The sequence below is a fragment of the Actinacidiphila guanduensis genome (assembly GCF_900103985.1).
Taxonomy (GTDB): Bacteria; Actinomycetota; Actinomycetes; order Streptomycetales; family Streptomycetaceae; genus Actinacidiphila; species Actinacidiphila guanduensis.
Genome location: NZ_FNIE01000001.1, coordinates 527,117 through 553,476, shown reverse-complemented (window position 1 = coordinate 553,476; position 26,360 = coordinate 527,117). Strand labels below are relative to the sequence as shown.

General features: G+C 71.7%; 13 protein-coding genes. 5 read left to right on the top strand and 8 right to left on the bottom strand.

What is annotated here, in order from left to right:
* Window positions 1-51 precede the first annotated feature (51 nt).
* Together BLR33_RS02375 and BLR33_RS02370 are read right to left on the bottom strand one after the other, a co-directional pair.
* Window positions 52-696, bottom strand: a complete 645-nt coding sequence (locus tag BLR33_RS02375) for a dihydrofolate reductase family protein (RefSeq protein WP_093782513.1) — start codon at window positions 694-696, stop codon at window positions 52-54.
* 100 nt (window positions 697-796) lie between these two features.
* Window positions 797-1,351 (bottom strand): TetR/AcrR family transcriptional regulator, encoded by a 555-nt coding sequence (locus tag BLR33_RS02370; protein ID WP_093782735.1) that lies wholly within the window; start codon window positions 1,349-1,351, stop codon window positions 797-799.
* An 82-nt stretch (window positions 1,352-1,433) separates the two neighbouring features.
* Here BLR33_RS02370 and BLR33_RS02365 point away from each other — a divergent pair, with 82 nt between their 5' ends.
* Window positions 1,434-2,447: an NADP-dependent oxidoreductase gene (locus BLR33_RS02365; protein ID WP_093782512.1), complete on the top strand. Its 1,014-nt coding sequence runs from the start codon at window positions 1,434-1,436 to the stop codon at window positions 2,445-2,447.
* A gap of 211 nt (window positions 2,448-2,658) precedes the next feature.
* Here BLR33_RS02365 and BLR33_RS02360 read toward each other — a convergent pair whose 3' ends face one another.
* Together BLR33_RS02360 and BLR33_RS02355 are read right to left on the bottom strand one after the other, a co-directional pair.
* On the bottom strand, window positions 2,659-4,326 hold the full coding sequence (locus BLR33_RS02360; protein ID WP_093782511.1) for an FG-GAP repeat protein: 1,668 nt from the start codon (window positions 4,324-4,326) through the stop codon (window positions 2,659-2,661).
* A 45-nt stretch (window positions 4,327-4,371) separates the two neighbouring features.
* On the bottom strand, window positions 4,372-10,647 hold the full coding sequence (locus BLR33_RS02355) for an RHS repeat domain-containing protein (protein ID WP_093782510.1): 6,276 nt from the start codon (window positions 10,645-10,647) through the stop codon (window positions 4,372-4,374).
* A gap of 183 nt (window positions 10,648-10,830) precedes the next feature.
* Here BLR33_RS02355 and BLR33_RS34100 point away from each other — a divergent pair, with 183 nt between their 5' ends.
* The 3 genes from BLR33_RS34100 to BLR33_RS02320 all read left to right on the top strand — a co-directional run bounded on the left by BLR33_RS34100 (window position 10,831) and on the right by BLR33_RS02320 (window position 17,669).
* Entirely contained in the window at window positions 10,831-14,676 is a 3,846-nt protein-coding gene (locus tag BLR33_RS34100; protein WP_107408827.1) for an nSTAND1 domain-containing NTPase, read from the top strand.
* Between the two features lie 312 nt (window positions 14,677-14,988).
* On the top strand, window positions 14,989-15,798 hold the full coding sequence (locus BLR33_RS02325) for an MOSC domain-containing protein (protein ID WP_093782509.1): 810 nt from the start codon (window positions 14,989-14,991) through the stop codon (window positions 15,796-15,798).
* Window positions 15,799-15,983: 185 nt separating this feature from the next.
* Window positions 15,984-17,669 (top strand): SpoIIE family protein phosphatase, encoded by a 1,686-nt coding sequence (locus BLR33_RS02320; RefSeq protein WP_245771122.1) that lies wholly within the window; start codon window positions 15,984-15,986, stop codon window positions 17,667-17,669.
* A 96-nt stretch (window positions 17,670-17,765) separates the two neighbouring features.
* Here BLR33_RS02320 and BLR33_RS02315 read toward each other — a convergent pair whose 3' ends face one another.
* The 4 genes from BLR33_RS02315 to BLR33_RS02300 form a co-directional block, all read right to left on the bottom strand.
* Window positions 17,766-18,059, bottom strand: coding sequence for a hypothetical protein (locus BLR33_RS02315; RefSeq protein ID WP_093782508.1), 294 nt, complete (start codon window positions 18,057-18,059; stop codon window positions 17,766-17,768).
* 53 nt (window positions 18,060-18,112) lie between these two features.
* Window positions 18,113-18,430, bottom strand: a complete 318-nt coding sequence (locus BLR33_RS02310) for a hypothetical protein (RefSeq protein WP_093782507.1) — start codon at window positions 18,428-18,430, stop codon at window positions 18,113-18,115.
* Window positions 18,431-18,812: 382 nt separating this feature from the next.
* Window positions 18,813-22,100 carry a glycoside hydrolase family 3 C-terminal domain-containing protein gene (locus tag BLR33_RS02305; protein WP_093782506.1) on the bottom strand — a complete coding sequence of 1,096 codons (3,288 nt, stop codon included), beginning with the start codon at window positions 22,098-22,100 and terminating at the stop codon, window positions 18,813-18,815.
* 156 nt (window positions 22,101-22,256) lie between these two features.
* Window positions 22,257-24,365: a discoidin domain-containing protein gene (locus BLR33_RS02300; RefSeq protein ID WP_456049195.1), complete on the bottom strand. Its 2,109-nt coding sequence runs from the start codon at window positions 24,363-24,365 to the stop codon at window positions 22,257-22,259.
* A 461-nt stretch (window positions 24,366-24,826) separates the two neighbouring features.
* Between BLR33_RS02300 and BLR33_RS02295 the strand changes: the two genes are divergently transcribed.
* Entirely contained in the window at window positions 24,827-26,092 is a 1,266-nt protein-coding gene (locus BLR33_RS02295) for an FUSC family protein (protein ID WP_093782505.1), read from the top strand.
* Window positions 26,093-26,360: the final 268 nt, after the last annotated feature.

The following is a 26,360-nucleotide window of genomic DNA, read 5'->3' as shown; positions in this document are numbered from 1 at the left end:
GAAGGCGCGGGGTGGGAGACCGCGGCCGATTGCCCCTTGTGCGGGGGGTCGTTACGGCCGGGTGAAGGTCATGTGGGTGATGCCGCCGGGGGTGGTCACGGACTCGACCTGGAAGCGGCTCTCGAGTCCTTCGAGTCCGTCCCACAGGCGCTCGCCACGGCCCAGGACGATCGGCACAACGGCGATGTGCAGATGATCGACGAGGTCTTCGGCGAGGAACTCGCGGACCGTGGTGGGCCCGCCACCGATCCTCACGTCGAGGTCGCCGGCGGCCTCGCGCGCCTGACGGAGTGCCTCCTGCGGCGTGGCGTCGATGAAGTGGAATGTGGTGCCGCCCTCCATCTCCACCGACGGGCGGGGGTGGTGGGTCAGGACGAACACCGGGGTGTGGAAGGGCGGGTTGGGCCCCCACCAGCCGTTCCAGTCGTCGTTCTCCCATGGCCCGCGCTGGGGGCCGAACTTGTTGCGGCCCATGATCTCCGCTCCGATGCCGGCCTCCCAGGTGCCGGCGATGGCGTCATCGACGCCATGGCTCCCGTCCGGCTTGCCCAGCATCTGCTGGAAGGTCCGGGTCGGGAAGAACCACTCATGGAGCCGCGTGCCGGCATGGCCGAACGGGGCGTCGAGACTCTGCCCTTCGCCGGTGGCGAATCCGTCGATGGAGACGGAGAAGTTGTGGACCCTCACGCGGGACATTGCACGGGCTCCTGCCCTCGAAGTGATGTCATGGCGAACTGCAATCACTGAACGTGAGCGAGCGTAGGCCCGGCGATGGCAGCGTGCAATCACTGGCCTCTCAGGTCAAGGCGCGCAGCTCGTGCGAAGCCTGGACGACGAGCGACGTGAGGTCCTGGGCCGAGGTGCCGGTCCATGCGCGACTCGCGCGTTCGAAGATGGCGGCGCCCGCGCGTGCGGCCAGCCGTGCTGTGGGCTCGGGGACTCCCCGTTGCGTGAGTGCGCTGATCAGCGCCTCGGTCAGGGCAGCCGACTTGGCGTGGGCCCTCTCCTGCAGGGCGGGAGTGGCCGCGATGATCCGGGCCCGGCGTTCGGCTACGGGGCGGCCCGCGACGAACAGCGGGGTCGCCGCGGTGTAGGCGCGCAGGACGAGGGAGAGCGGCGGGAGCGAGTCCTCTGCCGACGCGATCGCGGCGGTCATGACCTCTCGCAGTTCTGCCTCGCCATCGAAGAGCACCTCGCGCTTGTCGGCGAAGTGCCGGAAGTAGGTCCTCTCGGTCACTCCGGCCCTGGCGGCGATCTCCGAGGTGGTCGTGGCGTCGTAGCCCCGCTCGGCATAGAGCTCCAGGGCCGCCTCCCGCAGTCTCATACGCGCCTGGGCGCCGCTTCTCGGCATGACCCACATCGTAGTTGGTGTCAGTCACTGTCACTTCCTTTGGTAGTGTCAGTGACTGTCGCTACGTACTGGAGGAGAGAGCATGCCCAGCGTTTCGTCCCGCGTCATCCGCTTCCACGAGATCGGGGAGCCCTTCGACGTGCTCCGTGAGGAGCGCATCGAGATCCCGGACCCGCCGGGCGACAGCGTGCGCGTACGGGTGCTGGCCACGGGGCTCAACCCCGCGGACTGGAGCCTGTGCCGAGGTTTCATGCCGGGAACGCTGCCCCGTGGGATCGGCTGCGACGTGGCCGGCGTCGTCGACGCAGTCGGCCCGGACGTCGTCGGTGTCGCCGGTGTCGACCGCAAGGGCGGCAGCGGGACCGTCCGGGCCGGCGACGTCGTCTTCGGGACGGCCGACTTCGTCGGGCAGCCGAGCGCCGGCGCGGCCGACGTCGCCATCCTGAACAGGTGGTTCCGGATACCCGACGGGCTCGACCCGGTGCAGGCGGCCACCTTGCCGATGGCCGTGCAGACGGCAGCGTGGACGCTCGAGCTCATGGACCTGCACCCGGGCGCAACACTCCTGGTCCACGGCGCCGGCGCGATGGTCGGGTACGCCGCCGTGCAGATCGCGCTGCGCCGGGGGGCACGGGTGATCGCCACCGCCGGTCCCACGTTCACCGCCGACCTCGAGGGCTTCGGCGCGCGCGTCACCCCGTACGGTGAGGGCATGCCCGCCCGCGTGCGCGCGCTGACCGGTGGTCGCGACATCGACCTCGTGCTCGACACACCCCGCCCGAGTCCGGGGACACTGCCCGACCTCATCGCCCTGGCCGGCGGTGACCCCCGCCGCGTGGTGACGATCAGCAACCATGAGGAGGCCAGGAACCTCGGCGCCCGCGTCAACATCGACGAACTGCGGCCCGGCCTCACCCCGCTGTCCGTCCTGCTGCCGCAGTACGCGTCCCTCGCCGCCCAAGGAGCGTTCCGTCTCCCGATCGCGAAGACGTATCCGCTCGAGCAGTGGCGCGACGCCGTCCGCCTGAGTCTCGACGGCAACCCGCACGGCAAGGTCATGCTGCTGCCCGACGCAAGGGGGCGGCACGAGAACTGATCCCCGGTCCTTCGTCTCGTGCGGGGCGAGCGGGCACGCCGTGGCGGCGCCGGTCGCCCACCGCCGGGGTCGGGCGAACAAGCCCGACCCGGTCTCGGCCCCTACGATCAGTCCGGCTTCGACCACGGCACCATCGAGATCCACCACAAGGCGACGGCAACGGCGCCACGGACGCGATGACTTCGGCACCGAGTGCTTTCGACTGCTGGGGTCAGCCTGTCCTGCGCTGAGGTTGCTGGTTGGTGTCCAGGGTGACCACGGCGCCACCGGCGAACGGTGTCGCGGGGCCGAAGTTCGACTGGCCGCCGAGCGCGCCGCGGGTGGCGGACGTGGAGCCGGTGACGGTCAGGCTCCCACCGTTGATGCCCACGGAGAGCCGGAACAGAGCGCCGGACTGCAAGGAACCGTCCTCCCAGGGGGCGGTGACCAGCAGTTCGGGCGTCCCGTCGCCCGTGACGTCGAGGATGCGCAGGCCGTAGCCGAAGCCCTCGCCCGCCTGGGCGCTCGCGCCGATGGCCGCGTTGTCCTCGTTGAACGTGGTCCCGGCCGCCGAGAGCAGCCCCGCGGTACCGCCGCGCAGCAGGGTTACCGTGCCCACGTTGTCCTCGCGCAGCGTGCCCGCTGCCAGGTCGTCGTAGCCGTCCCCATCGAGGTCGCCCACCGCGAGTGAACCGCCGAAGAAGTCGTTCTCCTCGGGAGTGCCCGCGATCCCCGGGCTGGACTGGTCGATGGTCTGCAGCCGGCTCGCGCTGACACCGTCGCTACCACCGCGGGCGACGACCAGGGCGCCGGCGTACTGCGGCGCGCCGTTCCTGCGGTCGGCGCTGACCAGCACGTCGGCGTACGCGCCGCCGTGGAAGCGGCCCACCGCGACCGAGCGGAGGTGGTCCTGCGTACCGGTGCTCGCCACGCTGAAGTCGCTGCTCGCGGCCGCGTTCACCCCGCTCGACGAACCGGGCATCACCCAGACCCCTCCCCAGGCGTTCGCCGTTCCGCTCACCGCTTCGCCCGACGCCCCAACCACCATGTCGTCCTTGGCGTCGCCGTTCACATCCCCCGCGGCCAGCGACCACCCGAACTTGTCGTCGGTCTCCGGAGTTCCGTTGACGCCGTCGGTGTCCTGTGTGAATCCGACGGACCCGGTCGCGGTGAGGCCGTGCGTGCCGCCGTAGACGACGGTGACGGCGCCGGCCCGCTGCGTGCTGCCGACCGCCTCTCCGGGCTGGCCGATCGCCAGGTCCGCGTAGCCGTCGGTGTTGAAGTCGCCGACGGTCAGGCTCGCGCCGAACAGGTCGCCGGCCTCGTTGTCGCCCGGGATGCCGGGCTGGCCCTGGTCGATCTGCGTCAGGGTATTGGGGATCAGGCCGAGGTACGGCGAGGTGGTCTTCCCGTACAGGACCGTCACCATCCCGACGTTCTGCGCCGTGCCGAAGCTCTCGGTCGGGTTCCCGACCGCGACGTCCGCGAGACCGTCGCCGTTGAAGTCCCCGGTGGCCAGGGCCTGGCCGAATTTGTCGGTGTCCTCCCCGCTGCCGGGGATGAAGTCGTGGCTGTCCTGGCTGATGACGACGGCCGGGGCGGCGGGCAGGTTCCCCCCGCCGGGAATGACGTCGACCGAGCCGCCCCGGTCCACGCCGAGCGCGTTCGGGTCCCCGGCGTACGTCAGCCGCGCACCGGTGGACACGACGATGTCGGCGATGCCGTCGCCGTTGACATCAGCGCGGGTGGCTGCGCCGCCGGGCGGGGTAAGGGCGGGGGCGGCCCGCCCCGCGATGCCGAGTGTCCCGGCCATCGCCGTTCCGGCCGCGGCGGGGGTCAGTGCGGCTGCGACGACGAGGACGACGGCGCTCGCGGTGAGTACTGGTCTGCTTGTGAGCATGTTCTCTCCTTTGCTCGGACTCGGTCATGTCAGTCCGTCGAGAGGTCAGCATCTGCGGGTGGTGGGGATGACGGTGGAGCCCGGTGGGGCCAGGACGGTTCCCAGGCCGACGCATTTGCCCTCGCCGCTCGCCGCAGCCCACTCGTCCGCCAGGTAACCGGTCACCTCCCCACCGGCCGCTGCGCACGCTGCCGCGGCCACAGCATTCTTGGTCAGCGCCGCACAGCCGATGCCAGCGGCACCGGCTCCCGTGGCGGTGATCAGGTCGTTGTGGCGGCCAACAAATCGCGACACAGGGTCCGATATGTTCTTCGGGGCGTTGACCTGGCAGAACACCAGGAAGGAGCAGTGAGCCGAGAACTTCGGGAGCTTGAGACTGGGGACGGTCGGTTTCACCGGGCACAGGCCCGCCAAGGGGCAGTGCGTGGGCTGGCAGATGATGCCACAAGCACCCGGACCGCCTCCGGGGGTGCCGAGACCGGGGGAGCCAGGAGGGCATATGTGGAACAACGGCAGGGGTACGCAGTTGCCGCTGGCCGGAGGCGCCTCGTCGGCCATCCCGTTCTCGTACTGCGTCGACCAGTCGGCGGCCCGGCGCAGTCGCGCCCGCGCGGCAGCACTGCAGTTCCCACACGTGGTCGCTGTGACGGCCACCTCTTCCTCGGTGTGGCCTCCCCAGTAGGAGCGACTGATGGAACTGCTGTTATCGCTGCTGCTCTCCGAGTAGTAGCCGCCGGTCGAGGAGGCGTTGTCGTCGCATCCTTGTCTGCACGAATTCAGCCCGCTCGGGTCGCTGAACGTCGTCGGGTTGTCCTCGGCGTAGGCGTACGGGTTGAGCGACTGCGGTTTGGACGTGTCGTACAGCGGGTCCGGGGAGATGAACCTTCCGAGCGACGGGTCGTAGTAGCGCGCTCCGACTTGGTCGAGGTCCGTGGTCGGGTCCTCCGTTTTGCCGAGGAAGCCGCGGTCCGTCGTGGGGAGGGCGTCGGTGGCGCCGCGGTGGGCGCCGTACGGCAGATACCGCTGGCGCGACACCGCCCCGGTGGCTGCGTCGACGGCGACCTGCGTGGAGTTCTGCTGGTCGGAGGCGAGCCACTGCACGCCGCTCGCGGTGCGCATCGCGACCACCGACGCACCGGAGGTGTAGTAGCGCGTCGCGCTCACCGTGCCGCCGGACAGGCGGAGTTCGGTTCCGTCGAGGTAGACGGTCGTGGCGTCGGGATCGTGGCGGACGAGGCGGTCGCCGTCAGCGGTGGAGACGAACGACGTGGCCGCTCCTGCCGTCGTGACCGAGGCGAGGTCGCCGCTGTCGTCCCATGCGAGTGTGGACGGTGTGCCCGCTACGGTCCGGGTGGTGAGGCGGCCGTCGGCGTCGTAGCCGTAGGTGTCCTGGCCGGCGGCGGTGACCGCGTGCGGGCGTACCGAGGCCGGGCCCGGTGCGGGGTAGGCGTAGGAGGTGGGGGTGGCGCCGTTCGTCACGGACGTCGTGTTGCCGATCGCGTCGTAGGAGTAGGCGAGTTGGTAGGGGTCGGGCCCGGTGCTGTCGGCGGCGGAGGGGCCGGCGGAGCAGGCGGATGCCGTGGTCCATGCCGCGGTGAGCCGTTGCAGGGAGTCGTAGCGGTAGCACTGGTTCTGCGGTTGGGCCTGGGTGAGGTCGGTGACCGAGGTGAGGTTGTCCGAAGGGTCGTAACCGTAGAGGTCGTTCTGCGCGACCTGACCGGACGTCAGGGTCCTGATGGAGGTCAGGTGCTGGGTGCCCCCGGATTCGTAGGCGTACTGGCGCTGCACGGCGTTGCCGGCGCCGTAGTTCCTGGCCATGAGCTGGCCGCTGCCGCTGTACGAGGTCGCTCCCACGTAGGTGGCCGTCGTACTGGTCAGCGTGTTCGGCTGTCCGGTGGCGGTGTAGCCGGTGGTGGTGGTTTCGGCGGGCAGCTCGCCGGCGGCTGGATAGGAGACTGACGTTTGGTGGCCGGCGCGGTCGTAGGAGTAGCCGAAGGTGTAGCTGCCCGCGAGCGCGCCCTGCCCGGACGGGATGGTCCAGGTGCGGGCGGTGACCTGATAGCGCAGGTCGTATCCGGTGACGTCGGCGCGGTACGCCTGGCCGTTGACGTAGCGGGTGGTGGTGGCCGGCTGCCCGAGGACGAACTTGGTCGGCGTTCCCGTCTGGCCGGGGAAGGGGACGGTGTCATAGGTCCACTCGGCGAGCTTGACGTTGCCGATCGATCCGGACCACTCGACGCGTTTGCGGTTCGTTGCGTCGTAGGTGTAGGCGAGCGTCTTCCCGAGGGCGTCTGTGGTGCTCTCGATGTTGCCGACCGGGTCGTAGGTGGTGGTGGATGCCCCGGAGTCCGGGTCCTTGGCGCTGGTGCGGCGGCCCAGCCAGTCGTAGCCGTAGGAGGTGACGTCGCCGGCCGCGTCGGTGACCGTCGCCAGTTCGCCCCGTGCCGTGTAGGCATACGTGGTGGTGGGCACGGCAGGGGGCGGCACGTCGCTGCCGGCCGGGACGTTCTCCTGGACCTCGGCGAGCCGGTCGAAACCGTCGTTCCAGTAGGCGGTGCGTCCGCCGCTGGGCGGGGTGACCACCTTGCCGTCGCCGTAGTTGGCGGTCGCGGTGGTCTTCTGCACCGTGCCGAAGGCGTAGAGCGTGGAGGCCGTCTCGCGCTGCAGCGCGTCGTAGGTCTTCTCGGTCCAGGACGGCACGTCGGCCCGCTGCGGGTTGACGAACAGCGCGGGGTCGTCGCCGGGGGCGGTGGAGTTCCAGTACGGGGCGGAGGTGCCCTTGGTCAGGCCGCGTTCGTCGTAGGTGGTGTCCGTCACCGTCCGGCCCCCTCCGCTGGACGGTGACGGCGTCTGTACTTCGCGGGTGCGGCCGAAGCCGTCGAGATAGGTGTAGGTCGCCAGCCAGTGCGGGGTTCCGCTGTCGATGGACTGCAACTGCCGGGCGGTGACCACGGTCGGCTTGCTGGGCTGGGAGTTGGGCGCGGTGCCGCCGACGGTGAGGTGGTAGGTGTACTGGTACGAGGGGATCGCGCCCGCCGGCGGCGGGACGTCCACGCCGTTGGGTTTGGGCTCCGTGGGCAGCCAGACGCGCTCGATCCGCCCGGCGCCGTCGTAGTCCGTGGTGGTGACCAGGCCGTTGGGGTCGATGGTGCGGGTGGTGGTGCCGAAGGCGCGGCTGGTGTAGGTCGTGGTGCTGTGGCCGAGCGGGTCGGTGGTCTTCGTGCCGTTCATGGGCCAGCCGCTCGCCGGGCTGTACGAGGTCGTCGTGGTGAAGTTGCGGCCGTTGGTGTCGGAGGTGACCCGGCCGTAGGCGTCGTAGACCTTCTTCTCCGAGGCGTAGGTCGTGTCGTTCCAGTACGTACGGACCTCGGTGGGGTTGCCGTCGATGGGCTTGTTCGCCGCTCCCGGGGCCGTGGCGTTGTCGTAGAGCGTCACGGTGCGGGAGGCCGCGGGCCCCGGGCACTGGTTGCTGGTCGGGTCGGGGTCGCCGGTGTGGAGTTCTGTGCTCTCGGTGTAGTCCAGCATCCACCGCCAGTCGTCGGTGTTGCGGGCGTAGGTGATCTCGGTGCAGGTGTTGTCGGCGCCGGTGCCGATCTCGCCCCACTGGACCTTGCGGGTGGGCAGACCGCCGTTGGCGGTGGTGTAGCCGTCCTGGTCGCTTCCGGTCTCCCGCCACGTGCCGTCGGCCTTGAGCTGCCGTGATCTGGTCTGGTAGGGGCGGATCATGTGCGCGTTGTGCAGGCCGGCGCCGTTGGCGGTGATGCCCGAGTCCCAGTAGGTGTAGCGCTCATCGGCCAGTTCGGTCCGCGAGCCGTCCGCGTTGAGCCGGAAGTGCTGGGCCTGGAGCACCTCCCCGGCCTTGGCGTGGTTGTCGGCGAACTGGTTGCCGGCCCAGTCGGTCAGGGTGGCGGTCTTGGTGCCGCCGTCCTTGAGCCTGTCGCCGTCCATGCCGCGGAAGTGCGTGGTCTCGGTGACCGTGCGCTGGCTGTTCGGTCCTGTGCCCTGGGTCTGCCGGACCTCCCGGTAGCCGCGCCAGTCCGACCACATCTGCTGGTCGGAGGGGACCGTCGGCTCGTCGTCGTAGTGCCAGGCCGGGTCGCCGAGATAGTCGTACGTGGTGGTCTGCTTCGGTGAACCGCCCACCAGGTCCACCTGGTCAAGCTCGGTCACCACGTACTTCTGGAAAACGCCGTGCGTGGTGGAGGTCGCGCCTTCGGGCTTGTAGTCGACCCGGAAGCACTCCTGGGTGTTGGTGTCCCAGTGCTTGCCGGACTCCCATGTCGACGTGGAACCGTCGCTCGGGCAGGTGGCGGCCGCCGAGGCGTGGCCGTAGGTGACGTCGGTCTCGCCGCCGAGTCCGTTCTGGATGCTGGTGATCCGGCGCATGGGCATCGCGTCGGTGGGCTCGCCGCTCGGGTAGTCGACCCGGTTGTTCAGCCACTGGCCGTCGAAGTCGATCGCGGGCAGAGTGACGTTGTCACCCCACTGCCCGTACACCTGGAGGTAGTTCAGCCACAGCATGGCGTCGGTCGCGCCGACCGGGTTGGGAAGCGCGAACGTGGGCTGGATGCGGTCGACGACCATGAAGGAGGCGCTGGCGGGGTCCCAGACCTGGGTGGAGATCGACGCGAGGCGCCGGGTCACGAAGAACGAGGGTGAGTTCTTGGTGCAGCTCTGCCCGCTGGAGCAGATCAGGTCCACCGGGACGTCCGGGTAGTCGTCGGCGCTGGACGTGGTCGGGGCCGCGCAGTCCGGGGCGGCCTGGTCGATGTCGGACAGGCAGCGGTAGACGGAGGTGAAGTCGACCCGCACGGCGGGCTGCTGGCCGGCCTGCATGCCGTACTCGACCTTGTCGAGATAGCTGCCGCGGTCGTAGGACTCCAGGTCCCCGGTGGAGAACCGCTTGTAGGAGTTGGTCTCCTTGGTCCAGTACAGCCGGGTGTCGTTCTCGTCGGGGTCGCGGATCTGGTCCAGGTTCCAGCGGTAGGTCTGCCGGCACAGCGACTGGCCGGAGTCGTGGCAGGGCTCGCCCGCGTCGTTCCCGATCACGGGGACGGTCAGGTTGGAGTCCTCGTGGTAGCCGAACCAGTAGCGGGTGCCGTCCGGGGTGGACACCACCCACGCCTCATGGGTGTTGTCGGAGTTCGCGCCGTCGTAGGTGTGCTGGATCTTCCAGCCCGGGTCGTCCTCGGCATGGTAGACGCCGTCGCCGTCCTTGATCAGTTCGGTGGACGTGCCGTTCAGCGAGATGACGTACTCGGCGCCCTCCTCGTCGCTGGAGTAGGGAGAGTGCCAGCACAGGTCGGACAGGGTGGTGCTGCCGTCGTCGACGCATGCCCGGTACTTGCGTTCGATGAAACCGGGATCGAGGTCCCAGCCGAGCCCGGCCCACGACGCCTGGTTGTTGGTGGCCGAGGTGCGGCCGTCCACCGACTGCGCGGAGTAGTCCAGGGAGAGATCAGGCGCTTTTCCGTACGGCGACGGCGGCAACGGCAGCGGGTACGAGTAGGTGAAGTCGCCGGATTCCAGGCCCACCGACCACTTCCCCGACGGCTTCAGATCCGTCGCCCGATAGTCGCCGCTGCTGCCCGACGCCGAACTCGCCAGCAGATAGACCGAGGTGCCGTCCGGGCGCACTCCGGTGGCGGTGATGGTCGCGGTGGCGGGGTCGTTGTGTGCGGGGAGGGTGACCGGCCGTGCGGCGCAGGCCGGTGTGGCCAGCACGCAGTCCGGCAACTGCTCCAGCCGCAACCGGCCGGCGAACCCGCCGCCGGCCGCATGGCGGAAGCCCGTGTAGTCGAGCCGCACCGTGACGGTCCCCGGGCCGGTCTCCGCCGCCCCGGAAGCCCCGGAGGCCGCGTCGCGCGCCGAGCCGGCTCCGGATGCAGCGACCGCCGAGTCCGCCGCCGACACGGTGAAGGCGTACCCGACCCCGCCCAGCGCCCGCACGGTGTCCTGCCCCAGGGTCCGCACCGCGACCCGCGTGGGGCGCGGGCCGGTCAGCGACAGCCCGGTGCCGGGCAGTTCCGCCGGGCCACCGCTCCCGTCGCCCACGGTGAGAGTGGCGCTGTGCGCGTCGGGCCAGATCGGACGGCTGAGGGCCGGTGCGCGCCGGGCCTCGGGGTCGGGCGGTCGCGCCGCCGCCGGCAGCGGGTGTCCGGGGACGGACCGCTCGCTTCGGGCTGCCGCGGCCGGCCCATGCCGGCCGGATGGCGCCGCGGCAGCCGGCACCACCTGGAGCAACCCGGCGACCAGCAGCGCCCCGGAGAGCAGCGCGACGGAGCGGCGCGGCCGCACGGCGGAAGCTTGATGAAAGGCCATGAGCGTGGTGTCCGTCCGACGAGGAAGGTCTGTCCCCAGTGGCGCGGCAGCAAGCCGGCCCTGGTGGTAGGCGCGTCAGACAGCCGTTCTACAAGCGCAGCGGTTGTCCGGTTTCGGGGATGGCCGGTCGGACAACAACCCCCGGACAATGGGCCACTTGGTCGCAGACGGAAGGGGGGACGCGTGCCACGTCCCGAAGCACCCCTGGGCGACGACGACAGCGCGGTGACGCGCTTCGCCGCGGACCTGCGCCGGTTGCGGATGAGCGCGTCCAGCCCGCCGTACCGCCAGCTCGCCCGGGAGGCGCATTATTCGGCCACCACGCTGGCCGACGCCGCAGCCGGCCGCAGGTTCCCGACCCTGGCGGTCACCCTGGCCTACGTCCGGGCGTGCGGAGGCGACCCGGCGGAGTGGGAGGAGCGGTGGCACACGGCTGCCGCGGAGGCGCATCGCGAGACGGAGGGCGCCGCCGGCAGGCCGACGGCGGACGAGCGCTGCCCGTACGTCGGACTCGCCGCTTTCGGACCCGACGACGCGGAGTGGTTCTTCGGGCGGGAGCAGCTCACGAACGATCTGGAGCAGCGGGTCCGGGAGCGTCGGTTCGTTGCCGTGTTCGGTGCCTCCGGCGCGGGGAAGTCGTCCCTGCTGAGGGCGGGCCTGCTGCCGCGGACGAGCGGTGGCCCGGGCACGGCGTGGCCGTCCGTGTTCCTGACCCCGGGACCGCATCCGGTGGAGGAGTGCGCGGGCCGGCTGGCCGCGCTCGGCGCCGGATCGGCCGCGGCCTTGCGGGAGGAGCTGGAACGCACGCCGCGTGCCCTTCACCTGACCGTCCTGCAACTGCTGGCCGAGGAGCCGGCGGCCACCGATCTGCTGCTGGTCGTGGACCAGTTCGAGGAGATCTTCACCCTCTGTGCGGACCGCAAGGAGCGCGACCGCTTCGTCACCGCACTGCTGACGGCTGCCGCAGCGCCCAACAGCCGTACGAGGGTGGTGATCGGGGTCCGGGCCGACTTCTACGCCCGCTGCTCGGAGCACCCCGAACTCGTCCGGGCCCTGCGCGACGCCCAAGTGCTCGTCGGACCGATGACCACGGACGAGTTGCGGTTGGCCATCACCGGCCCCGCGGTCCGGGCCGGATGCACGGTGGAGGGCGCGCTGCTGGCCGGCGTGGTCGGCGACGCCGCCGGGCGGGCGAACGTCCTGCCCCTGGTGTCCCACGCTCTGCGCGAGACCTGGCAGCGCCGTCGCGGCAACGCGCTGACCGCGGCCGGCTACCTGGCGACAGGCGGGATCCGGCAGGCCCTGGCCCAGACCGCGGAAGCGCTCTACACGGGGCTGACCGCGCACCAGGCCTTCCTTGCCCAAGGAGTCTTCCTGCGGCTGATCGCGTTGGAGGAGGGCGCCGAACCGACCAAACGCCGGGTGCCGCTCGCCGAATTCGACACCGAGGACGGGGACACCCGGGCGGTGCTGGACGCGCTGGCCGCCGCCCGCCTGCTGACCCTGGACACCGAGACGGTGGAGATCACGCACGAGGCGCTGCTGACGGCCTGGCCCCGGCTGCACGACTGGATCGCCGAGGACCGGGCCGGGCTGCTGCTGCACCAGCAGCTGAACGAGGCCGCGGCCGCCTGGGAGCGGGAGCGTCACGACTCCGGCACCCTGTACCGGGGCAGCCGGCTGGCAGCGGCCGCGGCATGGGCCGGGCGCCGGCACGCCGTCCCGGTCAGTGATCGCGTCCACGCGTTCCTTGCCGCGTCGCTGCGGCACCGGCGCCGCGTCAACCGGCTGCGGCGGGCCGCGGTGGCCCTCCTCGCGGTGCTCGCGCTGCTCGCCACGGGAACCGCCGTCCTCGCCGTCCAGCAACGCTCGACCGCCCGCGGGGAACGGGACCGCGCGGTGGCCGAGCAGGCGCTGGCCGAGGCGGGGCAGACCCGGGAGACCGATCCGTCGCTGGCCGCCGACCTCGATCTGGCCTCGTACCGGACCCGGCCGAGCCCGGATGCCGCCACCGGCCTCCTCGACACCCAGAACGTCCCGCTGTCCATGCCGCTCACCGGACACACCCAAGCGGTCTACGCGGTCGCTTTCAGCCCCGACGGCCGAACCCTGGCCACAGGTGCGGGGGATGACACCATCCGGCTGTGGAGCCTGGCCGATCCGGCCCACCCCCGGCAGCTCGGTCCGCCACTGCGCGGTCACACCGGCTGGGTGTACTGGTTGCAGTTCAGCCCGGACGGCCGAACGTTGGCCAGCGCCGGCCGGGACCGCACCGCACGGCTGTGGGACGTCAGTGACCCGGCCCGTCCGCGCGCATGGGGGCCGCCGCTCACCGGCCACGGCGGGTACGTGTTCTCGGTGGCGTTCAGCGGTGACGGCCGCATGCTGGTGACCGCCAGTTACGACCACACCGTGCGGCGCTGGGATGTCAGCGGCCCGGCGCGGCCCCGCCCCTTCGGGCAACCGCTCACGGGCCACCGCGACTCGGTCGCCTCGGCCGCGATCAGCCCGGACGGGCGGACAGTGGCCAGCGCCGGCCACGACCACACCGTCCGGCTGTGGAAGGCCGATGCCCTCCGGCCGACCCTGTGGGCGCCGCCTCTGACCGGCTTCGCCTCCGCCGTCTACGCGGTCGCGTTCAGCCCCGACAGCCGGACGCTCGCCAGCGTCGGCGACGACCACACCGTAAGGCTGTGGAACGTCGGCGACCCGGCGCACCCGCGGTCCATCGGGAAGCCGCTGCCGGGTCACACCAGCACGCTGCTCGCGGTCGCCTTCAGCCCGGACGGCCGGGTGCTGGCCACCGGCGGCGCCGACCACACCGTCCGGCTGTGGGACGTGTCCGACCCCGCCCACGCGGCGCCGCTGGGACCACCGCTGGTCGGGCACACCGGATTCGTCAACTGGGTCGCGTTCAGCCCGGACGGCCGGTCCCTGGCCAGCGCCAGCGACGACCACACCGTCCGGCTGTGGAACCTCCCGGACACCGCGCTGACCGGCCACACCGGCACCGTGACAGCCCTGGCCTACCGGCCCGACGGCCGGCTCCTGGCCAGCGCGAGCGACGACGGGACGGTCCGGCTGTGGAACCTCGGTGGCCCCGGGCCCCCGGGTCCCGCCGGACCCGCCCTCACGGTCCCCGCCGGCGCGACCCGGACCGCCTTCGGCGCGGGCGGCCGCCTGCTCGCCGCGCTCGGCGAGGACGGCGTGATCCGGCTCTGGGACGTCCGCGACCCCGCGCACCCACGGCCCTGTCCGCCGATCCGTGCCGGCCGCCCCGATACGGCCGACGCGCTGGCCTTCTCGCCGCATGGCGCGCTGCTCGCGGCGGGCGGCGCGGGCTACCGGCTGCAGTTGTGGGACCTGCGGGATCCGGCTGCCCCCGTACCGACCGGACCGCCGCTCGACGCTGGCATCAGCACGGTGACCTGGGCGGCCTTCGACCCGGACGGCCACACCCTGGCCGCTACCAGCTTCGACGACAAGGTGCGCCGGTGGGACGTGCGCGATCCGGCCCACCCCAGGCCCCTGCCACTGATCGCCACCGGAGACACCGGCGGCCTGCTCGGCGCCGCGTTCTCACCCACCGGGCACGTGCTGGCCACCGCGGGCGTCGGCCACGCGGTACGGCTGTGGGACGTACGCGACCCCGCCCGTCCGGCAGCACTCGGCCAGCCGCTCACTGGCCACACCGAGGCGGTCACCTCGGTGGCGTTCAGCCCCGATGGAGGCACCCTGGCCGCGGCGAGCGACGACGGCACGGTCAGGTTCTGGAACCTGACCGGCGAAAACAGTGCCACACCGGTGCGGACGCCGGCCACCGCCGGGCACACCGGCTCCCTGAAGGCCCTCGCGTACAGCCCCGACGGCAGCGTGCTCGCCAGCGCCGGAACCGACCGCGCCGTGCAGTTGTCGGCGCTGAGACTGGACCGGGCGGTACAACGCGTCTGCGTCACCACCCGCAACAACCTCACCCCGCAGCAGTGGCACGCCTACATCCCCGAGGCCGCTTACCGTCCCTTGTGCTGACGGGTCCCGGAGGGTCGTGGCTGCGGCGGCCAGGCCGGCCATGAGCTGGACCAAGTCGCGCGAACTGTCTGATCCGCTCGCGGCGAAATGCCGCGCCGCGTCCTGGTGCCGGTGCGGTGAACCCGGCGCACTGGCGCGGTCGGGCCCACTACAGTGAGCGCGTCGAGGATCTGCGGACCGCCTTCGACAAGGCGGGAATCGCCGGCCGCCTGCTGGTTGCCGAGCCCGGGACCTGGGCGATGCGGAGCGATGAGGCGTGACGGACTTCGGCCATGACGGCACCATCCACTTCTTCTCCCCGACGAGGTATCGATGACCGCGACAGGAACCCTCACGACGCTGCGCCGCTATCCGGTGAAGTCGATGCTCGGCGAGGACACCGGCAGCGCGCTGCTGACCGTGGACGGGGTGGAGGGCGACCGCACGGTGGCGGTCGTCAGCACCTCGACGCACCATGTCGCATCGGCGAAGCACCCCAAGCTGTGGCGGGGGCTCCTGGCCCTCGGCGCGCGCTGGAACGACGGGGCGCCCACCGTCACCTTCCCCGGCGGGGAGGGCGTGCGCGTCGGTGATCCCGGGCTGGACGGGATGCTGTCGGCCTGGCTCGAACAGGACGTCAAGGTCACCACCGTCCGTCCGGAGCGCGCCACGGTCGACCGTCCCGATCCCGAGGCCGTCCTCGAAGCCGGCGAGGATGCCGAAGTGCCCTACGAGAGCGTCGACATAGGTCTGGGAAGCCGCGGCGCCACGTTTGTCGACCATTCCCCGGTGCACCTGATCACCACCGCCACGCTCGGGCACATCGGTGTCGAGGCCGTCCGGTACCGGCCGAACGTGGTGCTGGACCTTCCGGGGACCTCGCCCTTCGCGGAGAACGCATGGGTGGGCCGGGAGATCTCCATCGGGACGGCCGTCCTGCGCGTCGTATTCCCGACCCCTCGCTGCGCGGTGCCCACGCTTGCTCACGGTTCCTTGCCGCGCAGCCCCCACGCCGTCCGCGCTCTGCTGGACGGCAACCGGGTCGCCGTGCCCGGGCTGGGGCCCCGCCCGTGCCTGGGCGCGTACGCCCAGGTCGTCCAGGGCGGGAGGGTCGCCGTCGGCGACCACGCCGCCCTGCTGTGACACCGTGACGTCACCCCGGACCGGCAGATGCGGAACCGGCCCCGCGGCCGTGGACCGGCGACATTGACCGACCCTGCGGGGCAGGCGTGAGCGCGCCACATGTCGGGCTGAGGGAGGATCGGAGGGGGAACGTACGGCTAGAGGAGGCGGCGCCAGTGCCGGAGCAGGGACACAGAGCGGACTCCGTGCAGGCCGGGGACGCGTCGTTGGGGCCTGCGGCGAGTGCGCTGGAGTTCATCGGCAGTGGCGCTTATGTGGTGGACAAGGCGGGCCGGATACTGGCGGTGAACGGGGCCGCGCTTCGTCTGCTGGGCAGGAGCGCGGAGGACCTGATCGGGGAGGACGCGCACGAATTGCTGCACCGTGGGGCACACGGTCAGCCGCTGGCCGCGGCGCAGTGCGGGATGCGCCAGGCGTTCCACGGCGGACGAGCCGCCCAGGGCGACCGGGAGTTCTTCGCTCACGGCGACGGCTCCGTCATTCCCGTGTCGTGGCTCATCACTCCGTACGAGCTCGGCGGCCGGGAGGCCGGCACGCTCGTCATCTTTCACTCCCCTGATCCCTCGGCGCCGGCGGTACGCACCGCCGGCCGCCCCGCTGTGCCGCTGACGGAGGTGGAGCGCCTGGCCCTGCTGGCCGAGACCACCACACGGCTGACCACCACCCTCGACGCCGACGAGGCGGTGCGGCGGCTCACGGATCTCCTCCTGCCCAGGCTGGCGGACTGGGTGGTCGTCGACCTGATCGTGGAGCGGGACGAAGTGTGGCGCAAGGCAGTGGTCCGGGCCGACGGTACGGCGGTGAAGCACCGCAGCGACCTCGAAGGGCCGATGCCGCCGGTCCCGGAGGAGTCGCCGATGCCGTTGTCGCGGGCATTGCGCGGGGTCACCTCCACGCTGGCCGGGCCCGAGACCTACCGCGGTGCGCCCGACTCCGGGATCGCGGTGGAACAGCGCAGACTGTTCAAGGCCACCGGCATCCATTCGGCGGCCATCGTGCCGCTGCGCGGCGCACGTGACGTCCTGGGGGCCCTGACCCTGGGCCGCTCCACCACGCCGGGTGACTACACCGACGCCGACATTCCGCTGTTCGAGGACATCGCCCGCCGTGCCGCGCTGGCGCTGGACAACGCCCGCCTCTATCAGCGCCAGCGCGCGGTGGCGGAGACCATGCAGAAGCACCTCCTGCCGCAGATGCCCCAGGTGCGGGAGCTGGAGATGACCGTCCGCTACCTGCCCGCACCCGACGCCTCGCAGGTCGGCGGGGACTGGTACGACGCCTTCACCCTGCCGGACGGTGCGATCGCCCTGGCCATCGGGGACGTCGTCGGGCACGACCTGGAGGCGGCCGCCGGCATGGCCCAGATGCGGAACATCCTGCGCGCCTACGCCTGGTCGCAGCAGCGCCCCGCGAGCCGGGTCGTGGAACACCTGGACGAGGCGATCCAGCCCCTCACCGACGTCACCATGGCCACGCTGGTCTTCGCCCGGCTGGCCCGGACCGCCGACAGCGGGTGGGAACTCACCTGGACGAACGCCGGCCACCCCCCGCCGCTGCTGGTCACCCGGGACGGCCTGGCCGGCTACCTCACCGACGGGCACGGCCTCCTGCTGGGCACCGGCCTGCAGCGGCACACGACCCGTCCCGACGCCACCGCGCAGCTCCCGCCGGGTTCCACCCTGGTCCTGTACACCGACGGTCTCATCGAGGCCCCGGGCTCCTCCCTCGACGACGGGATGGAGCGTCTTCGGCAGCATGCCGCAGCGCTCGCGCACCGCCCGCTCGCCTCGTTCACCGACCAACTCCTGCAGCGAGCCCGCCCCACAGGCCACGACGACGTCGCTCTCCTCGCCGTACGTACACCCCGCTGAACCCGCAGCGGGGGACGACCGTATCCCCGACGGGGACCTGGGCCCTGCCGCAGAAGCCGGGTGGTGGACCAGCCTTGGGGCGGGCCGAAAGGCGGCTCAGCAGAACCAGCCGTTCTGGACCCAGCCATGGCGGTTGATGTCGCCGTAGGCGAAGCCGTAGACCCAGGAGCCGTCGAGCTGCTCGACGAGGAAGGTCTGGCCCTGGTAAAGGGTGCCGGTCCAGGCGCCCAAGGGGGCCGTGCGGACGTAGAGGTCCTGGGCGCAGACGGTTTCGCGGGTGCCCACGGTGCCGTCGGCCGCCGAGGCCGAGGCGGGGACCGCGAGGGCCGCTGCCGCGGAGAGGAGGGCGGCTGCTGCGGACAGGGCGAGGGTACGGTGCCGTGCGGGCATGGGCGGGACTCCCAGGTGCGGGGCGGACGGGGACGGTCGGGGGAGGTCGCGGCTCACCACGAGTCGTAGCCGCCGATGCACTCGATCCTGAGGTAGCCCCAGTCGTTGGGGCCGTAGTCGAAGGTGGCCGCCCAGCCGTTGTAGACCGGGTGCGAGCCCGGTGTGTGGCCGATCTTGTCGCCGTAACCGAGAACTCGCTTCAGGCCCACCGGGCCACTCGCGCTGTCGTAGTTGGCGTAGAAACTCGCGCTCTGGCAGATCACGATGGCGTGCTCGGGCGGCACGGCCGCCTCGGCGGAGGGCAGCAGTGCGCCGGCCAGCGGCAGGGCGAGCAGGCAGGCGGCGGTGAGCGTACGACGGCGTCGCGTCATGTCACGTCCAGGGGGTGAGGGTGGGCCGGACGGTGCGGTGGTGCCGGAAGCTACGCGCGTCACTCTACGGTCGTGACGGGACCCTGACAACCGCGCCCGACGGTCCGCTGCGCGCCTGACAACCAGTCCGCAACCCGGCAATCAGCCCCCGCGTGACAACCGGCCTCACTTCACCACCGCCCTCTACCTCACGGCCGCCCCCGCCTCACGACCAACCCCGCCCCCGCACAACGCACTGTGCGGGCCGACCCTCGCCGACCCGCACAACCCACGTGCTCACCTGCTCACGTGCTCATACGCCGCTACGCGAACGTGCCTACGCACGCACACGTTCACGCGCCCGAACCGCGAGCAACGCTCCACCCCCCGAAAAGAACCTGCCTCACGTCACCGTCCACACAAAGCTCGCCGTATCACTCGCCCCCTTCCCGTCCGACGCCGTCACGGTCACGGTTGTTGTGCCCCTCACCGAGGGGGTGCCCGAGATGACCCCGGCCGCGCTCATCGTGAGGCCGGCCGGCAGGCCCTTCGCCGTGAACGTCACCGGCGCCGAGGACGACGCCGTCACTGCGAGGCGGACCTCCGTGCCCGAAGGGCCGCTCATGCCGTGCGGGTTGGCGATCGTGACCCGGGCGGAGCCGTTCACCGCCTGCCCGACCGTCTTCGCCGACATCGCGGTCGCCACGTTCAGCGTCCCGCTCAGCGGCAGGTTGCGCGAGGAGTCGCCCACCGAGATCTGGTAGGCGCCGGCCGCCGTGGTCCACGCGCCCGACGAGGTGTTCCAGTACGCCAGGTCGTGCGCGGTCAGCGGGAAGGAGACCGTCGCGCTCGCCCCCGGCTGCAGGTCCACCCGCTGGAACCCCTTGAGCTGCCTGGCCGGTTCGCCCGTGGACGCCGGGTCGCCCACGTACAGCTGGGCCACCTCCGCCCCCTCGCGGCTGCCGGTGTTGGTGACCGTGGCGGTCACCGTCGCGTTCCCGCTGCCGTCCAGCGCCCCCACGTGCAGGTTGGAGAAGGAGAAGGACGTGTACGACAGGCCGTAGCCGAACGGGAAGAGCGGGGTGATGTTCTTCGCGTCGTACCAGCGGTACCCCACGTCCAGGCCCTCGCTGTACTGCACGCCGCTGTTGTCGCCGGGCCACTGCGCGGCCGTGTGGGCCGGCACGTCGTTGAGGCTCGCCGGGAAGGTGACCGGCAGCTTGCCCGACGGGTTGACGTCGCCGAAGAGCAGCGCGGCCAGCGAGTCGCCGACCTCCTGCCCGGCGTACCACTCCTCCAGCACGCCCTTGACCTGGCCGAGCCACGGCATGGTCACCGCGGAGCCGGTGTTGAGCACCACGATCGTGTTCGGGTTGGCCGCGGCCACCTGCTGGACGAGCTGGTTCTGGGCGGAGGGCAGGTCGATCGAGGTGAGGTCGGTGCCCTCGTTCTCGCCGTAACCCACGCACACCACCGCGACGTTGGCCGCCTTGGCCGCGTTCACCGCGGCGTTGACGTCCGTGCCGTCGTTGTACGTCACGGTGGTGCCGGTGCCCGCAACACGCGTCTGCAGCGCGTTGATCGGCGCGACCGTGCCCGAACTCGTCGCCGTGGCACTGCCGCCGCCGACGCTGCGCACCCCGGCGCCGCCGTCCGGGCCGATCACCGCGATGGACTTGGTGGTCGCCGTGGACAGCGGCAGGATGCCGCTGTTCTTCAGCAATACGCTGCCCTGCTCGGCGACTTGGCGGGCCGTCGCCTGGTGGGCCGCGGTGGTCACCACTGTGTTGCGGTCACCGGTCTTGTGCTTCTCGAAGAGCCCGAAGGCGAACATCTGGGTGATCACCCGCGAGACCATCGTGTTCAACTGCTGCTGGCTCACCTGCCCGTTGGCGAGCGCCTGGCGCAGGAAGTCGGCGAAGAAGTAGCCGCCGGGCATCTCCACGGTCATGCCGTTGTTGGCCGCGTCCACCGTGGAGTGCGCCCCGCCCCAGTCGCTGGTGACGAAGCCGCCGAAGCCCGCCTCCTGGTAGAGACCCTTGTTGAGCAGGTCGGCGTTCTGGCACGCGTACACCCCGTTGACGGTGGAGTACGCGCACATCACCGACGCCGAGGCGCCCTTGCTCACCGCCGCCTGGAAGGCCGGCAGGTAGATCTCGTGCAGGGTGCGCTGGTCGACGATCGCGTTGTCGGCAGGCCCGTTGCGGTTGGTCTCCTGGTTGTAGACCGCCACGTGCTTGGCCTGCGCCATCACGCCCTGGCTCTGCAGCCCCTGGATGCTCGCGGTCGCCATCTGCGCGGCCAGGTACGGGTCTTCGCTGTACGTCTCGAACGCCCGGCCCCAGCGCGGGTCGCGGACGATGTTCATCGTCGGGCCCAGCGCCACGTCCACGCCCTTGCCGGCGAACTCCGCGCCCGCCACGGTGCCGTAGCTCTTCTGCAGCGCGGTGTCCCAGGTCGCGGCCGAGGAGACCGCGGAGGGCAGCTGGGTGACGCCGCCGAAGCCGTCGCCGACGCCGCTCGGGCCGTCGTGGAAGCCCATCGCCGGGATGCACAGCGACGGGATGGCGTCGGTGTTGCCGATGTACGGCGAGCTGGCGCCGTTGCCGTGCAGCATCTGGATCTTCTGGTCCTGCGTCATCTGCGCCAGCAGTTGCGCGACGCGGTCGGCGATCGGCGCGGTCGAACCCACCCAGGGGCAGTCGCCGTTGCCGCCGCCGGGCGGGGTGGTGCCGCCGCCGGGGGTGAGCACCGCGAACTCCCAGAGCGAGTAGCCCCATTGGGTGGCGCGCTGGGTGCCGTACATGCGCACGTAGCGGCCGTTGGCGGTGAAGGTGGGCGTCTCGGTGCCGCCGGCGCCCGTGGTGGTGGAGTACACCGTCGTCCACGAGGAGCCGTTCGCGGAGACCTGGATCTGGTACGCGGTAGCGTAGGCGGTCTCCCAGTTCAACTGCACCCCGCAGATGTCCTGCGCGGAGCCGAGGTCCACCTGGACCCACTGCGGGTCGGCGGCGGCCGAGGACCAGCGGGTGCCCAGGTTGCCGTCGAAGGCGGCCGAGGCGGGCGTGCCGGCGTTCTCGGTGGAGGAGGCGGTGGCCGGATGCCCGGTCGCCGCGCCGGAGTTGCCGCAGCCGGCCGGCGGGGTGCCGCCCGAGCCGCCGTAGACCTGGAACTCCCACAGCGAGTAGCCGTAGGCGCTGGTGCGGGCGGTGCCGTACATCCGCACGTAGCGGCCGGTGCCGGAGACGGTGAGGGTCTGGGTGCCGCCGGTGCCGGCCGTGGTGGAGTAGATGTCCGTCCAGGTGCTGCCGTTGTCGGAGACCTGGATCCGGAAGGACTTCGCGGCGGCGGTCTCCCAGGTGAGCACGACCTTGCTGACCGGCTGCGAGGAGCCGAGGTCGACCTGGAGCCACTGCGGGTCGGAGAAGGCGCTGGACCAGCGGGTGCCGGGGTCGCCGTCCACGGCGGCCGAGGCCGGGGTGCCGGCGTTCTCGGTCGAGGAGGCCGTGGCGGGCCTGCCCTGCGAGAGCAGGACGGGGTCGGCGGCGCGGGCGGTGCGCGGGGTGGCCACCAGGGCGAGGGCGGCCACCAGGACGAAGCCGACGAGCGCGGCCAGGCGGGCGCGGGCGGGCCGCGGCCGGCGGGCCCGGGGCGGGGGAGCGGGTGGGGGTGCGGAGAGGGCAAGGGACATACGGGTCGCCTCTGTTCGGCGGCGGCCCGCTGCGGGCCGCCGGTGGGGGGACGGATGCCCGGGCCTCCGCGGCGGGGACCCGGGCATCGCGCTGACGATCAATGGCGGGGCGGGTCAGGGCCGTGACCGGCGCTGCCGCCCCGCCGGGATGCCGCGCTACTGCGAGACGCGCACGTAGTCGACGAGCATCTTCTGCGGGAAGACGGAGGTGCCGTCCGGAGCCCCGGGCCAGTCACCGCCCACCGCGTTGTTGAGGATGATGTAGAACGGGTGGTCGTACACCCACGGGCCCTTGGTTTGCTCCAGGTTGGCCCGGTCCACGGTGAAGAAGGCGTTGCCGTCCACCGAGAACGTCATGTGGCTGGAGTCCCAGTCCAGCGCGTAGGTGTGGAAGTCCGAGGCGAAGTCGCCGCCGATCGTGTAGGGCGAGCCGTAGCCGTTGCCGCCGTAGTAGGCCGGGGCGTGGATCGTGGAGTACACCGCGTTGGGGACCTTGCCGACGTGCTCCATGATGTCGATCTCACCGCAGTTGGGCCACGGCGTGCCCGTCTTGAAGTTCGAGCCGAGCAGCCAGAACGCCGGCCACAGGCCCTGCGTGCCGGACACCTTGATCCGCGCCTCGACATGGCCGTAGGTGAAGTTGAAGTGGTCGGAGGTGTTGATCCGGCCCGAGGTGTAGCCGGTGGCCGTCTTGTCCGCCTCGATCACCAGGTTGCCGTTGCCGTCCATCTTGGTGTTGTCGCCGTTCGTGTACGTCTCCAACTCGCCGTTCTGCCCGTTGCCGGGGTCCTGGCTCCACTTGGAGCTGTCCGGCTCGGTGCCCGCGGCGCCGTTGAACTCGTCGTCGAAGACGATGTGCTCGGGGTTGCCCGGGTTCGGCGGGTCGGCCGGCGGGGCGGTGGGGTTGCCGCCGGTGCCGTAGACGTCGAAGGTCCACAGGGAGTAGCCGTAGCCGTTGCTGCGGGCGGTGCCGTACATCCGCACGTAGCGGCCCGTGCCGTCGACGTTCAGGGTCTCCTTGAAGCCCTTGCCGGTGGTCGTGGAGTAGATGCTCGTCCAGTTGCTGCCGTCCGGCGAGGTCTGGATCTGGTACGCGGTGGCGTACGCCGGGTCCCACTGCAGGACCACCTGGGTGATGTGCGCGGTCGCGCCCAGGTCCACCTGGATCCAGCCCGGGTCCACCCAGCCGTTGACGTCGCTGGTGGCCCAGCGGGTGGCCGGGTCGTGGTCGAACGCCTTGGCCGGGGTGCAGCCCGGGCAGTTGGCGTCGTCCTGGGAGGTGGAGGCGGTGGCGGGCTTGTTGTAGGAGAGCAGCACGGAGCCGGGCGGGGTCGTGCCCCCGCTGCCGCCTGTACCGCCCGTCCCCCCGGTGCCGCCGCCCGTACCGCCCGTGGACCCGCTGCCGCCGGTGAACACCTCGAACTCCCACAGCGAGTAGCCCCACTGGGTGGCCCGCTGGGTGCCGTACATCCGCACGTAGCGGCCGGTGCCGGTCAGGGTGATCAGTTCGGTGCCGCCGGGGCCGTTCGCGGTGGAGTAGGCGGTGGTCCAGTTGGTGCCGTCGGTCGAGGTCTGGATCTGGTACGCCTTGCCGTAGGCGGTCTCCCAGTCCAGCTGGACCCCGCAGATGTTCTGCGTGGAGCCGAGGTCGACCTGGAGCCACTGCGGGTCCGAGGCGGCCGAGGACCACCGGGTGCCGGTGCTGCCGTCCACCGCCGCGCTCGCGGCGAAGGCGTCCTGGACCGATGAGGCGGTGGCCGGCTTGTTGAGCGCGGCGTTCGTCGTCGAGCAGGCCGAGGTGCCGGTGCCGGTGGTGCCGTAGACCTGGAACTCCCACAGGGATACACCCCACTGGGTGGCCCGCTGCGTCGTGTAGAGCCGGACATAGCGCCCGGAACCGTTTACGGTGACCGTCTCCGTGCCGCCGGCGCCGTTCGCGGTGGAGTAGGCGGTGGTCCAGTTCGTGCCGTCCGCCGAGGTCTGGATCTGGTACGCCTTGGCGTACGCGGTCTCCCACGTCAGGACCACGTGGTCGAGCTGGGCGGTGGCGCCGAGGTCGACCCGGAGCCACTGCGGGTCGGAGGCGGCCGAGGACCAGCGGGTGCCGGGGTCGCCGTCCACGGCCGCGGAGGCGGGGGTGCCCGCGTTCTCGGTCGAGGAGGCGGTCGCCTGCTTGCCCTGGGAGAGCAGGGTGCCCGCCGCTCGCGCGGGGGACTGGGCGGCGATCAGCGCGAGCGCCGCGACCAGCGCCGCCACGCAGGCCATGGCGAGGGTGCGCGGGAAGCGGCGGAACGCCGGGGTATGGGGGGAGATCGGAGGGGCGAGGGGTGGGGGGTTGCCGGTCACGGCGGCTCCTGGTGTCGCCAAGCGAGGGTCACGAGAGCTGTGAGAGCGCTCTCTGATTTCTGTGATGATTACGGCGTTGTTGCCGACCCGTCAAGAAAGTGAACGAGATTGCTCCGGGCGGCTGTTGATGAGTGCAAGACCTTGACGCCGGTGGCCGGGCGGGAGGGGCGCGGGCGGGGTGCGCAGGGGCCGGGCGGCGGGCGCCCGGACGGGGCGCAGGGGGCCGCCGGACGGGGGCGCGGTGGAGCGTACGGCGGGACGCGAGGCGGCGTGCGGGGGGACCCGGCGCGCCCTCCCGCGTGCCACCCCGCCGCACGTGAGGATCGCCCCTACGCTGATCCGGCAGCCATGAGATCGCCGTGAGCGGGAAAGGGCCCTGGATGCCCGACGTACCAGAACCAGTGGTCAAGCTGGTCCGCTGGTCGGCCGAACCATGGGCCGCCCAGATCGGACGTTCCACCGCCGCCGCCGTCATCTCCTATGTCGTCGCGGTCTGGCTGCTGCCGCAGCCGGTGCCGCTCACCGCGCCCCTGACCGCGCTGCTCGTGGTCCAGGTGACGCTCTACTCCACCTTCGTCACCGGCATTCGCCGGGTGAACGCGGTGGTGGTCGGCGTGGTGATCGCCATCGCCTTCAGTGAGCTGGTGGGCCTGCGCTGGTGGAGCCTCGGCCTGATCATCCTGACCTCCCTGCTCATCGGCCGCGTGGTGCGGGTGGGGGAGTTCGAGGCCGAGGTCGCGATCAGTGCGATGCTCGTGCTCGGCGTCACCCGCGTGGCCAGCACCGCCTGGGACCGCATCTACGAGACGCTGATCGGCGCCGCGGTCGGCCTGCTGTTCAACCTGCTGTTCGCGCCCCCGGTGTGGGTGCAGTCCGCCGGCGGCTCGATCGAGGCAATGGCCCACCGGATGGGCCGGCTCTTCCGCGACATCGGCAACGAGGTGGCCGGCCACCTGCCGGTCGAGCGCGCGGCCGCCCGGCTGCACGAGGCCCGCCGGGTGGACCACGACATCGCCGAGGTGGACGCCTCGCTGCGGCAGGCCGAGGACAGCCTGCGGTTCAACCCCCGGGTGCGCGAGGGCCTGCTGTCGCGGATCGCGCTGCGCACCGGCCTGGACACCCTGGAGATCTGCGCGGTGGTGCTGCGGGTGCTGTCGCGCTCGCTGACCGACCTGGCCAAGGAGCGCCTGGGCGAGCCGCTGTTCAGCCCGGCGATCGCGGTGGAGCTCGAACGCCTCTTCCACCACGTGGCCGCGGCGATCGAGAACTTCGCGGTGCTGATCACCACTCAGGTCACCGCGAACGCCGAGCAGGCCGAGGAGAAGCTGGCCACCGCGCTGGCGGCGGCCGCCGAGGTCCGCGACCGGGCCGCCGACCTGCTGCTCGACACCGTGCGCGAGCACCCGCGGCAGTGGCAGCTGCACGGCGCCCTGCTCGCCGAGGTGGATCGCATCCTGGACGAACTCGCCGTGGAGAAGCGCTCCGAGCGCCTGGTGGAGGAGCTGGACCGGCACACCACCGAGATGAGCGAGCGGCACCCGCGGCTGGCGATGATGCGGCGCCGGCTGCGCGGCAAGCAGGCGGCCCGGCGGGCGACGCGGTCGGTGAAGGCCGCCTTCCGCTGGTCGTCCGGCGACGAGGACTGAAGGCCCGGACCCGAAGGAACCCGAACGGCCCGAACGGCCCACCGGAGCCGCGTACGGCCGCACAGCCCGCACACCCCCCGCACACAGCCCGCCGGGGGGCGCGCCCGGTCGGCGCGCCCCCGGCCTCTGCGCCCTGCCCGCCCCGGTTCCGGTACGCAACATCCCTTGTACGTACCGGAATCCGTGCTGTCACAAGGATGGACGCCGCCGTAGCGCGTCTGTAACACTCTGCCAGCACGTACGCAAATTATTCGCAGATCCTCGCTGG